This window comes from Microbispora sp. CL1-1 (genome assembly GCF_012034195.1).
In the GTDB taxonomy this organism is placed as follows: Bacteria; Actinomycetota; Actinomycetes; order Streptosporangiales; family Streptosporangiaceae; genus Microbispora.
In genome coordinates, this window is the sequence record NZ_JAATEK010000016.1 from 129790 (window position 1) to 142666 (window position 12877).

Here is a 12877-nt window from a genome sequence, read left to right on the forward strand (position 1 = left end):
CCACCCGGAATCGGCGACCGGCCGGCCGCCCCTGCCCGGGCGGCCGCCGCACGCGCCCTCAGGGAGCTCTCAGGAAGCCGCCCTCAGGGAGGGGCCTCAGGGAGGGGCCTCATACGGCGCCCCTCGTTCGGCGGCGGACATGCGAATCCCGGCGTGAGGGTCACGCCGGGATTCGTTCGAATCGGTTCAGCGGCCGAAGCCGGTCAGGAGCCGGGTCAGGAGAACTCGGCGAGCGTCCGCTCGGCCTCCTGGAGCCAGGAGCGGCGGGCGGCCAGGGCCTCCTCCGCCTCCTTGACGTCCTTGTCCCGGCCGGCCGCCTGGGCCTTGGCCAGCCGCGTCTCCAGCTGGTCGATCGACCTGCGGAGCTGGTTGACCGTGTCCTGGGCGCGGGCCCTGGCCTCGGGGTTGGAGCGCTTCCACTCGTTCTCCTCGGCCCTGCGGACCGCGTCGTCGACCTTGCGCAGCCCGCCCTCCAGGCGGTCGCGCTGGTCGCGCGGCACCGGCCCCGCGGCCTCCCAGCGCTCCAGGATGCTCCGCAGCGCCGTGCGCGCGGCCCGGGCGTCGGTGACCGGCAGCAGCTTCTCGGCCTCGGCCAGCAGGCCCTCCTTGACCTCCGCGTTGGCCGCGAAGGAGGCGTCCCGCTCCGCGAACACCGCCGAGCGGGCCTGGAAGAACTGGTCCTGGGCGGCCTTGAAGCGCGCCCACAGCTCGTCCTCGACCTCACGGGAGGCGCGCCCGGCGGCCTTCCACTCGCGCATCAGCTCGCGGTAGGCCGCCGCGGTGGCGTTCCAGTCGGTCGAGTCCGCCAGCGCCTCCGCCTCGGTGACGATGCGCTCCTTGGTGCCGCGCACCGCGTCGCGCTGCTGGTCGAGCGAGGAGAAGTACGCCTTGCGCCGTTTGGCGAAGGCCGTACGCGCCGTGGACAGCCGCTTCCACAGCGTCGCCTCGGTGGCCCGGTCGACCCGCTCGGCGGCCTTCCACTCCTCGACGAGCTGCCGCAGCCGCTCGCCGCCTGACTTCCAGTGCGTCGTCTCCTCGGCGATGCGCTCGGCCTCGGCGACGATGCGCTCCTTCACCTCGCGGGCGTGCGCCCGGGCCTGGTCACGTGCCGCCCGCAGCTCCTCGCGGCGCTTGCCGACCAGCTCGGTGAGCGCCGTCAGCCGGTCCTGCAGGGAGCCGAGATCGCCGACCGCGTGCGCCTCGGCCACCGACTCCCGCAGCTTGGCGATGCTCGCCTCGGCCTGGGCCGGCGCGAGGTCGGTGCCGCGCACCCGCTGCTCCAGGAGCTGCACCTGGCCCGCCAGCTCGTCGAACTTCCGGCGGTAGTAGGCCAGCGCCTCCTCCGGCTCACCGGCCTGCCAGGACCCGACGGCCCGTTCTCCCTCAGCCGTACGCACGTAGACGGTGCCGTCCTCGTCTACCCGGCCCCACGGGTCGGTGCTCACCGTGTCCTCCCGCACTTGAATCAGCCTCCAGGGCTCGATGTGCCCTTGGTTGTATTACGTCAGCTCTTGCTGGTGATTGTCACGTCTTTGATGACCACGGGCTGCTTCGGGGCACCAGTGCCGTCCCCGCCCGGACTGGCGATGACGCCCTTCTTGGCGACCTTGTCCACGATTTCGAGTCCTTTGGTCACCGTACCGAAAGGCGTGTAGTCGGGGCTCAGCCCGGTGTCCCCGTACACGATGAAGAACTGGCTTCCGTTGGTGTTCGGGCCGCTGTTCGCCATCGCGAGCACGCCCCGGGTGTACTTCGCGCCCGCCAGGTTCTCGTTGGCGAAGCGGTAGCCGGGGCCGCCCTGGCCGTCGGTCGGGTTCTTGCCGTCCGCCTTGGCCAGCGGGTCGCCGCACTGCAGGATCGGGAAGTCCGTGCCCATCCGGTGGCACTTCGTGTCGTCGAAGTAGTCCTTGGACGCCAGGAACTTGAACGAGTTGACCGTGCAGGGCGCCTTCTCGCTGTCCAGCTTCGCGACGATGTCGCCGAGGTTGGTCTTGATGGTCATGGTCGCCGGGGCGGTGCTCACCTGCTCCGGCGGCATGCCGACGTTCTTCACCTGTCCGCTGCCCTCGTCGGGGACATAGCCGCAGGTGCCCTTGGCCGGGTCGTACGGCTTGGGGTCGTTCGCGAGGGGCTGGCTGCTCGCCGACGCCGACGCGGCCGCCGTGGCGTCGCCGTCGTCGCTGCCGAGCAGGGTCGTCGCCGCGACCACACCGCCGATCACCACCACCACGGCCGCGGTGGTGCCTATGATCGCGGCGCGCCGCGACTTCTGCTCGCGTTCCGCCCGGGCCCGCAGCTGCCGTTCGTAGTGTTCCCGGGCCAGCTGCTTCTGCCGGTCCTTGCCGGTGACCACTTCGACCTCCCGACTCGTCCTGTTTCCCATGGTCGTACGCCCGGACGCGGTCTCGCCGGAGCGTGCCCGCCACACCCGGGAGGTGCTCCGGGAACGGCGGCCCGTTCTATAGCATCCGGCTCGACTGCTCCAAGAATGACTATTGAGGTGGGCGAATCGTATCGGCTGACGGGTATTGGTTCGCAGCCTGCCGACCCGCACCGGTACCCTTCGGTTACATTCGCTCGCGCAATCCTTGATTGATCCGTACAGACGCAGAGGCCGCTTCCGTGCTCGTCGCCGGGTTTCCCGCAGGGTCGTTCCAGACCAACTGTTACATCGTCGCTCCCGCAGCAGGCGAGGAGTGCGTGGTCATCGACCCAGGTCAGGACGCCGTGGAGGGCCTCGACGCGCTGCTGCGCGAGCATCGGCTGAAGCCGGTCGCGGTGCTGCTCACCCACGGTCACATCGACCACGTGTGGTCTGTGGCCCCGGTGTGCGGCGCCCGCGACGTGCCCGCGTGGATCCATCCCGAGGATCGCGATCTGCTGTCGGACCCGGGAAAGGCGTTCCCGCCGCAGGCGGGCCAGCTCTTCGGCGGCCTGAAACTTTCCGAGCCCGACGACGTGCGGGAGCTGGCCGACGGGGCCGTGCTGTCGCTGGCCGGGCTGGAGCTCACGGTCGAGCACAGGCCGGGCCATACCAGGGGGTCGGTGACGTTCCGGACGCCCGTCGAGGACACCCAGGTCCTGTTCGCGGGCGACCTGCTGTTCGCCGGCTCCATCGGCCGTACCGACCTGCCCGGCGGCGACCACGCCGCCATGCTGCGCAGCCTCGCCAAGACGCTGACGCTGCCGGACGAGACCACGGTCCTGCCCGGCCACGGACCTCAGACGACCATCGGCCGCGAGCGCGCGACCAACCCCTTCCTCAGGGACGTCGCGCCGCACGCAGGCCCGACCAGGGGATTGTGATGACCTTTCAGGCGCCCAAGGGCACCTTCGACTGGATGCCCCCGCGTTCGGAGTGGGCTCTCGCCGTACGGGACGCCCTGGCCGCACCGGCACGCCGCGCCGGCTACGGCTACATCGAGACGCCGGCCTTCGAGGACACGGCGCTGTTCTCGCGCGGCGTCGGCGAGTCGACCGACATCGTGACCAAGGAGATGTACACGTTCACGAGCCGGGGCGGCCAGTCGCTGACGCTGCGCCCCGAGGGCACCGCGAGCGTGATGCGGGCCGTGCTCGAACACGGCCTGTACGGCGGGCCGCTGCCGATCAAGCTCTGGTATTCGGGCAGCTACTTCCGCTACGAGCGGGCCCAGGCGGGGCGCTACCGCCACTTCTCGCAGGTGGGGGCGGAGGCCCTGGGGGCCGAGGACCCCGCGCTCGACGCCGAGCTGATCGTGCTGGCGATGGACGGCTACGCCTCGCTGGGCCTGCGCGGCGTGCGGCTGCTGCTGAACTCGCTCGGCTGCAAGGAGTGCCGACCGGCATACCGCGCCGCGCTGCAGGACTTCCTGCGCGGCCTGGACCTCGACGAGGCCACCCGCCACCGGATCGAGATCAACCCGCTGCGGGTGCTCGACGACAAGCGTCCCGAGGTGCGCGCGCAGCTGGAGAACGCGCCGCTGGTCACCGATCACCTGTGCGGGGCCTGCAAGGCCTACCACGAGGAGGTCAGGGGCCTGCTGACGGCGGCCGGCGTGACGTACGAGGACGACCCCCGGCTCGTGCGCGGCCTGGACTACTACACGCGCACGACCTTCGAGTTCCTGCACGACGGCCTGGGCGCCCAGTCGGCGGTCGGCGGGGGAGGACGCTACGACGGGCTGAGCGAGCAGATCGGCGGCCCGGCGCTGCCCAGCGTGGGCTGGGCCCTCGGGGTGGACCGCACGGTGCTCGCGATGGAGGCCGAGGGCCTGCTGGCCGAGCGGCCCCGCGGCGTCGAGGTGTTCGCCGTGCCGCTCGGCGAGGAGGCCAGGAGGCGCGTGTTCCCGCTCGTGAGCGAGCTGCGCAGGGCCGGCCTCGCCGTCGACATGGCCTTCGGCGGCCGTGGCGTCAAGGGCGCGATGAAGGCCGCCGACCGCAGCGGCGCGCGGTACGCGCTCATCCTCGGCGACCGAGATATCGAGGCGGGCGCCGTGCAAGTGAAGGACCTGACCACAGCCGACCAGACCGCGGTTCCGTTCGCGGAGGTCGTCCAGTTCTTGAAGGGGAAACTCTCGTGATCCGCACCCACGAGGCAGGCACGCTCCGCAAGGAGCACGCGGGCCAGAAGGTGACGCTGGCCGGATGGGTGGCGCGCAGGCGCGACCACGGCGGCGTGGTCTTCATCGACCTGCGCGACGCCTCCGGCTCGGCCCAGGTGGTCTTCCGAGAGGAGGACCACGCCCACGACCTGCGCGCGGAATACTGCGTCAAGGTCACCGGCGAGGTACGCCTGCGTCCGGCCGGCAACGAGAACCCCGATCTGCCCACGGGCGAGATCGAGGTCGTCGCCTCCGAGGTGGAGGTGCTGAGCGAGTCGGCGCCGCTGCCGTTCCCGATCGAGGGCAGCTCGGGCGTGTCGGAGGAGGCGCGGCTGAAGTACCGCTACCTCGACATCCGCCGCCAGAAGATCGCCGACGCGCTGCGGATCCGCTCCCAGGCGACCTACCTCGCCAACGAGGTCATGCGCGAGCGCGGGTTCGTCTACGTCGAGACCCCGCACCTGACCCGCTCGACGCCCGAGGGCGCCCGCGACTTCCTGGTGCCCGTGCGGCTCCAGCCGGGCAACTGGTACGCCCTGCCGCAGTCGCCGCAGCTGTTCAAGCAGCTCCTCATGGTCTCCGGCCTGGAGCGCTACTACCAGCTCGCCCGCTGCTTCCGCGACGAGGACCTGCGGGCCGACCGGCAGCCCGAGTTCACCCAGATCGACATCGAGATGTCGTTCGTCGACCAGGACGACGTCATCGAGCTGGGCGAGGCGCTCATCGGGCGGATCTGGAAGGAGACGATCGGCTACGAGCTGCCGACGCCGCTGCCCCGGATGACGTACGCCGAGGCGATGGCGCGGTATGGCTCGGACAAGCCGGACCTGCGTTTCGGCGTCGAGCTGACCGACCTCACGGACTACTTCTCCGGCACCTCGTTCCGCGTCTTCCAGGCGCCGTACGTGGGCGCGGTCGTGATGCCCGGCGGCGCCTCGCAGACCCGCAGGGAGCTCGACGCCTGGCAGGAGTGGGCCAAGTCGCGCGGCGCGCGCGGCCTGGCGTACGTGCTGGTGCAGGAGGACGGCACGCTCGGCGGCCCGGTGGCCAAGAACCTCTCGGAGACCGAGCTGGGCGGCCTCGCCGAGGCGACCGGCGCCAAGCCCGGCGACGCGATCTTCTTCGCGGCCGGCGCGCCCGCGGCCTCGCGCGACCTGCTCGGCGCGGCCCGCCTGGAGATCGGCCGCCGCTGCGACCTGATCGACGAGTCGCAGTGGTCGTTCCTGTGGATCGTCGACGCCCCGATGTTCGAGGAGGACGGCGAGGGCGGCTGGACCCCGGTCCACCACCCATTCACCTCCCCGAAGCCGGAGTGGGCCGACAACTTCCAGGACAACCCGGGCGAGGCCCTGGCGTACGCCTACGACATGGTCTGCAACGGCATGGAGATCGGCGGCGGCTCGATCCGTATCCACCGGGCCGAGATGCAGCAGCGCGTGTTCGACGTGCTCGGCATCTCCAAGGAGGAGGCGGAGAGCAAGTTCGGCTGGCTGCTGGAGGCGTTCAAGTACGGCCCGCCGCCGCACGGAGGCATCGCCTACGGCTGGGACCGCGTCTGCATGCTGCTGGCGGGCGGCGAGTCGATCCGGGACGTCATCGCGTTCCCGAAGACGGCGTCCGGCTACGACCCGCTGAGCGGCGCGCCCACCCCGATCAGCCCGGAGCAGCGCAAGGAGGCCGGCGTGGACGCCACGCCGAAGGCCGACAAGCCCGAGCCCGCGCAGTAGGCGGCAGGCGGCAGAACGCGAGACGGCCCCCGCGACATCGGTCGCGGGGGCCGTCTCGCGTCCGGGGCCGGTCAGACGACGGCCACGTCCTTGATCACGACCTTCAGCTTGGGGGCGTTGGAGCCCTCGCCCCGCACGTCGGCCGTGGGGTCGCCGTTGAACGGGATGATGCCGCCCTTGGCGATCTTGTCGATGATGTCCATGCCCTGGGTCACGACGCCGATCATCGTGAAGGCCGCGCCCATGGCGTTGAGCTGGGTGTTCTCGTCCGTGAAGGAGATGAAGAACTGGCTGCCGTTGGAGTTGGCGTCCTCTGTGCCCTGTGCCAGCCCGACCGTGCCGCGGGAGAGCGGCATCCCGTCGAGGTTCTCGTCGTTGAACAGGTATCCGGGGCCGCCCGCGCCGTCGTTCTTGCTCTTGCCGTCGCCCTTGGCCAGCGGGTCGCCGCACTGCAGCATGCCGAGGCCGACGGTCTCCACCGTCGCGAGGCGGTGGCAGACGGTGTTGTCGAAGAAGTTCTTCTTGGCCAGGAACGCGAAGGAGTTCACCGCGCACGGCGCGTCCCTGGTGGCCAGGGTGATGACGATCCGGCCCCGGTTCGTGGTGATGATCATCTTCTTCGCCGCGATGACCGACCTGCTCAGCTTGCTGGGCGGGAAGCCCACGAACTTCGCCGGGGCGCCCGTGTCGTCCTTGCGATACTCGCAGGTGACCTGGCGCAGGCTGGTGGGCCGGGTCGTCGGCGTGGGCGGCGTCAGCTCGGTGTGCTGCACCGTGGGGCCATCGGCGTCGGAGGCCGAGGGCGAGGCCGACGGGGTGGCCTCGGCTGTGCTGGCCGACCCGTCACTGCAGGCCACAAGGCCGCCCGCCAGCGCGAGGAGCCCCAGCCCGGCGCCGAGGGTGCTCCGCAGGCGGCGACGGGGGGTGGTCGCGCGCCCGGCCGTGCTCACGCGCGAAGCCGGTTGCTTCTGCCGATCAGTGTCGGTCACCGCTATGCCTTCCCTTTCCCCTTTTGTTACGACTGAGGCGCCACTCTATCCGTGATCCCGTTGGCTTCGTGTAAAACGGACGTCCCGGGGGTATCACATCGGTTTGCGCTCATCTTGCTCTCAGATCTGCCTGGGAACCTCCTGGCGAGCGAATCCGTACAAACCGGGGGACGGTTCGCGATCCGCGCCCCGGTCGCCGTCTCAGGAGGCGTTGCAACGATGTTCGACCAGGTCTTCGGACTCCCGGCCCACGCCCTCATCGTCCACGCGGCGGTGATCTTCGTGCCGCTGCTCGTGGCGCTGTCGATCGCGTACGCCGTGCTGCCCCGCGTGCGGCACAAGCTCGACTGGGCCCTGGTGGCGACCGCCGTGGTGGCCCTGGGCGCGGCGTTCGCGGCGAAGGAGAGCGGGGAGGCGCTGGAGCAGCGGCTGTTCCAGGGCCGCCCGTCCCCGGCGATCGACGTCCACAGCGGGTTCGCGGACGTCCTGGTGCCGGTGACCGCGGTGCTGACCGTCCTGTCCCTGCTGATGGTGTGGCTCACCCGGGCCCGCCGCGCCCCCGAGGGCGGCGGCGCGCGGGCCGTCACCCTGGTCGTGTCGGCCGCCTCCGTGATCCTCGCCGTGGTCGTCGGCTACTACGTCCTGCGGACCGGGCACACGGGTGCGACGGCCGTGTGGGGCGGCTGACGGTAGTGTCGGCGATGTGGAGAGCCTGTTCGATTCGGCCGCCGAGGAGGCGCATCGGGGCCAGGAGCCGCTGGCCGTGCGGATGCGGCCGCGCTCGCTGGAGGAGGTGATCGGCCAGCGGCACCTGCTGGGGCCCGGCACGCCGCTGCGCCGGCTGGTGGAGAGCGACGCGCCGATGTCGCTGTTCCTGTGGGGACCCCCGGGCACCGGCAAGACCACGCTGGCCTACGTCGTGGCGGGTGCGACCAAGCGGAGGTTCGTGGAGATCTCGGCCGTCTCCGCCGGGGTCAAGGACGTGCGCGCCGCCATCGACCAGGCCCGCCGCGAGCTCGGCATGACCGGCAGGCAGACCGTGCTGTTCGTGGACGAGGTCCACCGGTTCAACAAGGCGCAGCAGGACGCGCTGCTGCCGGCGGTGGAGAACCGCTGGGTCACGTTCATCGGCGCGACCACCGAGAACCCGTTCTTCTCCGTCATCTCGCCGCTGCTGTCCCGCTCGCTGCTGCTCACCCTCGAACCGCTGGCCGAAGACGACGTCCGCGGCGTCCTGGAGCGGGCGGTGACCGACCCGCGCGGCCTCGGTGGGCGCGTCACCCTGCACCCCGACGCCCTCGACCAGCTCGTACGGCTGGCCGGCGGCGACGCCCGGCGCTCGCTGACCTACCTGGAGGCCGCCGCGATGCTGGCCGACGGGGTCGCCGCCGAGGTCACGGTGGAGGTCGTGGAGAAGGCCGTCGACAAGGCGGCCGTGCGCTACGACCGCCAGGGCGACCAGCACTACGACGTGGTCAGCGCGTTCATCAAGAGCATGCGGGGCTCGGACGCCGACGCGGCGTTGCACTATCTCGCCCGGATGGTGGAGGCGGGGGAGGACCCGCGGTTCATCGCCCGCCGGATCGTGATCTTCGCCAGCGAGGACGTGGGGATGGCCGACCCGACGTGCCTGCAGGTCGCGGTGGCCGCCGCCCAGGCCGTGGAGTTCATCGGCCTGCCTGAAGGGAGGATCAACCTCGCCCAGGCCGTCATCCACTGCGCGCTGGCGCCCAAGTCGAACGCGGTGGTCAAGGCGATCGGCGCGGCCTCCGACGACGTGCGGCGCGGGATGGTGGGCCGCATCCCCGACCACCTGCGCGACGCCCACTATCCGGGCGCGAAGAAGCTCGGCCACGGCAAGGGCTACCAATACCCGCACGACTTCGAGCACGGCCTCGTCCGCCAGGACTACGCGCCCGAGGAGCTGCGGGAGCGCCGCTACTACGAGCCGACCACGCACGGCGCGGAGGCGCGGTTCGCCGAACGCTGGGCGAAGATCAGGAGCTTCCTGCGCGGCGGCTGAGCCCCCGGCACGCGGCCCCGCGTGCGTGATGCGAAGCGGCCCTGGGTGTGTGGTGCGGAACGGCGGGCAGGTCGTTCGCGGTAAGGTCTTGCCATTCCAGCTCCGTTGATCTAGGGAGATCGGCACATGCTTACCGCGGGAGAGCTGGCGGGCCTCGTGGTCGCCATTTTCTGGGTGATCCTGGTCTGCTTCCTGGTCGTCGTGCTGGTCAGGCTGGCCAGACTGCTGACCGAGACCCGCAAGTCGGTGGCCGAGCTGAGCGACCGCATCGCCCCGCTCCTCGACGACATGAGCCAGACCGTCTCCGAGGCCAACCGGCGGCTGGCCGCCGCCGAGGAGATCACGGACAACATGCGTGACGTCAGCGGCAACATGGTCAAGATCACCGGCGTGGCGTCCACGCTGCTCGCCGGCCCGGTGCTCAAGATCTCCGCTTTCCGGGACGGCTTCCGCGTGGCGCTGGCCCGGCGTGCCTCCCGCAGGGCCCCGGCCCGGCGGGTCGCCCGCGGCGGTCCCCGCACCGGCCCCCGGACGGCGGAGAGGATCAACGAGCGGCACGCCGCCGAGCGAGCCGTGGAGCGCCGGGCCATCGGGAGGGGACGCTGATGATCCGGCGGCTCTTCTACATGTCCCTGGGCGCGTTCCTCACGGTCTGGACCATGCGTAAGCTTCAGTCGTTGCGGCCTGACCACGTGGCCAGGCGCACCGCCGACCGCGCGGTGACCCTCGCGGATCAGCTCAGGGACTTCGCCGGCGAGGTGCGCCGGGAGTCGGCGAGCAGGGAAACCGAGTTGCGCGCCGAGTTCGGGCTCGACACGGTTGATGGCATAACCACAGGCAAAAACAAAATCTACGACGTAAAGGACGGCCGCTGAAATGGAGTCGGCAGAGATCGCGCGCCGCTTCCTGCGCTTCTTCGAGGAGCGCGGGCACACAGTCGTGCCCTCGGCCAGCCTGGTCGCCGAGGACCCGACACTGCTTCTCGTGAACGCGGGAATGGTCCCGTTCAAGCCCTACTTCCTGGCGCAGCAGACGCCGCCGTACCGGCGGGCGACCAGCGCCCAGAAGGTCATGCGCACCCTCGACATCGACGAGGTCGGCAAGACCACCCGCCACGCCAGCTTCTTCCAGATGCTCGGCAACTTCTCCTTCGGCGACTACTTCAAGGAGCAGGCGATCCCGTTCGCCTGGGAGCTGCTGACGCGGCCCGAGTCCGAGGGCGGCTTCGGCTTCCCCGAGGAGCGCCTGTGGGCGACCGTCTACCTGGACGACGACGAGGCCCAGGACATCTGGCACCGCAAGGTGGGCCTGCCGCTCGACCGCATCCAGCGCCGCGACCTCGCCGACAACTACTGGCACATGGGCGTCCCCGGGCCCGGCGGCCCGTGCTCGGAGATCTACTACGACCGCGGCCCCGAGTACGGCCGCGAGGGCGGGCCGATCGCCGACGAGAACCGCTACCTGGAGGTGTGGAACCTCGTCTTCATGCAGTTCCAGCTCAGCCAGGTCCGCAGCAAGATCGACTTCGACGTCGCGGGCGAGCTGCCGGCGAAGAACATCGACACCGGCATGGGCCTGGAGCGCATGGCGGCCATCCTCCAGGGCGTCGACAACATCTACGAGATCGACACGACGTACAAGATCCTCGACACGGCGGCCGAGCTGACCCGGTCGCGCTACGGGCGCGACAAGCGCGCCGACGTGTCGCTGCGGGTGATCGCCGACCACATGCGGGCGGGCGTCATGCTCGTCGGCGACGGCGTGCTGCCCTCCAACGAGGGCCGCGGCTACGTGCTGCGCCGCATGCTGCGCCGCGCGATCCGCAACCTCCGCCTGCTCGGCGCGGGCGAGGAGCGGCACATGCACGCGCTCACCGCCGTCACCATCGACGTGATGGGCGAGCAGTACCCGGAGCTCAAGGCCGACGCCGCCAACATCCACACGGTCATCGACGCCGAGGAGGCGTCGTTCCTCGGCACGCTCCGCACCGGTACGGCGATCTTCGACGTCGCGGTGGAGGAGACCAAGCGCAAGGGCGCTTCGACGCTCAGCGGCGACCAGGCGTTCCAGCTCCACGACACCTACGGCTTCCCGATCGACCTCACCCTGGAGATGGCGGCCGAGCAGGGCCTCCAGGTGGACGAGGAGGGCTTCCGCCGGCTCATGAAGGAGCAGCGGGACCGCGCCAAGGCCGACGCCGCGGCGAAGAAGACCGGCAACGCCGACATCTCGGTGTTCACCGGCATCCTGGAGAAGTCCGGGAAGGTCGACTTCCTCGGCTATGACCACACCACCGCCGAGGCGAACGTCATCGGCCTGCTCGTCGACGGCGCGTCGGTCCCGGCGGCGGGCGCGGGGACCACGCTGGAGGTCGTGCTCGACCGCACCCCGTTCTACGCGGAGGGCGGTGGCCAGCTCTCCGACCAGGGCCTGATCCGCACCAGCGGCGCGGAGATCGAGATCGTCGACGTCCAGTCGCCGGTGGCGGGTCTCATCGTGCACCGCGGCAAGGTGCGTACGGGCGAGGTGCGGGTCGGCGACCAGGCGCAGGCGGACATCGACCTGGAGCGGCGGCGTGCGATCTCCCGCAGCCACACCGCGACCCACCTGGTCCACCGGGGCTTCCGCAACGCCCTCGGCGAGTCGGCGGCCCAGGCGGGCTCGGAGAACTCCCCGGGCCGCTTCCGCTTCGACTTCACCGCGGCAGGGGCGGTCTCCCCGTCGATGCTGCGCGACGTCGAAGACGAGGTGAACGCCGTCCTGATCAACGACCTCAAGGTCAACGCGTTCTACACCAGCCAGGCGCAGGCCCGCGCGATGGGCGCGCTCGCGCTGTTCGGCGAGAAGTACGGCGACGAGGTCCGCGTGGTCGAGGTCGGCGACTACTCCCGCGAGCTGTGCGGCGGCACGCACGTCGCCAGCTCCGGTCAGCTCGGCCTCGTGAAGGTGCTGGGCGAGTCGTCCATCGGCGCGGGCGTGCGCCGCGTGGAGGCGCTCGTCGGCCTCGACGCGTTCCGGTTCCTGGCCCGCGAGAGCGTGCTGGTCGCCCAGCTCAGCGAGCAGCTCAAGACCCGCCGCGAGGAGCTGCCCGAGCGGATCGAGGGCATCGTCACCCGGCTGCGCACGGCAGAGAAGGAGCTGGAGAAGCTGCGCTCGGCCCAGGTGCTCGCGGTCGCCGGCGAGCTCGCCGCGCAGGCCCGCGACGTGCACGGCGTCTCGGTGGTGACGCACCGCGCGCCTGATGGCACCACCCCCGACGACCTGCGTAAACTCGCCCTCGATGTGCGCGGCAGGTTCCCTGGCGACCGCGCGGCGGTCGTCGTCGTCTCCGGCGTCCCCTCCGACCGGCCGGTCGTCGTCGCCGCGGTCAACGAGGCGGGACGCGAGCGCGGCCTGAAGGCGGGCCGGCTCGTCGGCGTCGCCGCCAAGGCACTCGGGGGTGGCGGTGGCGGCAAGGACGACGTGGCCCAGGGCGGCGGCACGCGGCCCGAGGCGATCGATGACGCGCTTCGCGCGGTCGAGGAGGCCATCTCCTCCGCGGTGGCGTGAGCGGCC

General features: G+C 71.1%; 11 protein-coding genes. 8 read left to right on the forward strand and 3 right to left on the reverse strand.

The window, feature by feature from the left end; genetic code table 11:
- Positions 1 to 215: 215 nt before the first annotated feature.
- A complete protein-coding gene (locus HCK04_RS20250) occupies positions 216 to 1445 on the reverse strand; it encodes a DUF349 domain-containing protein (protein WP_142648940.1) in 1230 nt (409 codons plus the stop codon).
- Between the two features lie 59 nt (positions 1446 to 1504).
- Positions 1505 to 2353 (reverse strand): peptidylprolyl isomerase, encoded by an 849-nt coding sequence (locus tag HCK04_RS20255; RefSeq protein WP_142648941.1) that lies wholly within the window; start codon positions 2351 to 2353, stop codon positions 1505 to 1507.
- Positions 2354 to 2622: 269 nt separating this feature from the next.
- Here HCK04_RS20255 and HCK04_RS20260 point away from each other — a divergent pair, with 269 nt between their 5' ends.
- Genes HCK04_RS20260 through aspS form a run of 3 tightly spaced genes read left to right on the forward strand, consistent with a single transcriptional unit; the run spans position 2623 to position 6310 of the window.
- Entirely contained in the window at positions 2623 to 3306 is a 684-nt protein-coding gene (locus HCK04_RS20260; protein ID WP_142648981.1) for an MBL fold metallo-hydrolase, read from the forward strand.
- Positions 3306 to 4562: a histidine--tRNA ligase gene (gene hisS, locus HCK04_RS20265; RefSeq protein WP_142648942.1), complete on the forward strand. Its 1257-nt coding sequence runs from the start codon at positions 3306 to 3308 to the stop codon at positions 4560 to 4562. Before HCK04_RS20260 ends, hisS begins: the two co-directional genes overlap by 1 nt.
- Positions 4559 to 6310 carry an aspartate--tRNA ligase gene (aspS, locus tag HCK04_RS20270; RefSeq protein ID WP_142648943.1) on the forward strand — a complete coding sequence of 584 codons (1752 nt, stop codon included), beginning with the start codon at positions 4559 to 4561 and terminating at the stop codon, positions 6308 to 6310. Before hisS ends, aspS begins: the two co-directional genes overlap by 4 nt.
- Before the next feature lie 71 nt (positions 6311 to 6381).
- On the opposite strand, the gene HCK04_RS44265 is transcribed toward aspS, so the two are convergent.
- Positions 6382 to 7299, reverse strand: a complete 918-nt coding sequence (locus HCK04_RS44265) for a peptidylprolyl isomerase (protein ID WP_142648944.1) — start codon at positions 7297 to 7299, stop codon at positions 6382 to 6384.
- Between the two features lie 219 nt (positions 7300 to 7518).
- Between HCK04_RS44265 and HCK04_RS20280 the strand changes: the two genes are divergently transcribed.
- The 5 genes from HCK04_RS20280 (at position 7519) to alaS (ending at position 12871) form a co-directional block, all read left to right on the forward strand.
- Complete coding sequence (locus HCK04_RS20280) at positions 7519 to 7986, forward strand: DUF2231 domain-containing protein (RefSeq protein WP_142648945.1); 468 nt, start codon at positions 7519 to 7521, stop codon at positions 7984 to 7986.
- A 16-nt stretch (positions 7987 to 8002) separates the two neighbouring features.
- Positions 8003 to 9322, forward strand: a complete 1320-nt coding sequence (locus HCK04_RS20285; RefSeq protein WP_142648946.1) for a replication-associated recombination protein A — start codon at positions 8003 to 8005, stop codon at positions 9320 to 9322.
- A 126-nt stretch (positions 9323 to 9448) separates the two neighbouring features.
- A complete protein-coding gene (locus tag HCK04_RS20290; RefSeq protein WP_142648947.1) occupies positions 9449 to 9928 on the forward strand; it encodes a DUF948 domain-containing protein in 480 nt (159 codons plus the stop codon).
- Positions 9928 to 10197 carry a hypothetical protein gene (locus tag HCK04_RS20295; protein WP_142648948.1) on the forward strand — a complete coding sequence of 90 codons (270 nt, stop codon included), beginning with the start codon at positions 9928 to 9930 and terminating at the stop codon, positions 10195 to 10197. The genes HCK04_RS20290 and HCK04_RS20295 overlap by 1 nt, the downstream gene beginning before the upstream one ends.
- Before the next feature lies 1 nt (position 10198).
- Positions 10199 to 12871 carry an alanine--tRNA ligase gene (alaS, locus tag HCK04_RS20300; RefSeq protein WP_142648949.1) on the forward strand — a complete coding sequence of 891 codons (2673 nt, stop codon included), beginning with the start codon at positions 10199 to 10201 and terminating at the stop codon, positions 12869 to 12871.
- Positions 12872 to 12877 lie beyond the last annotated feature (6 nt).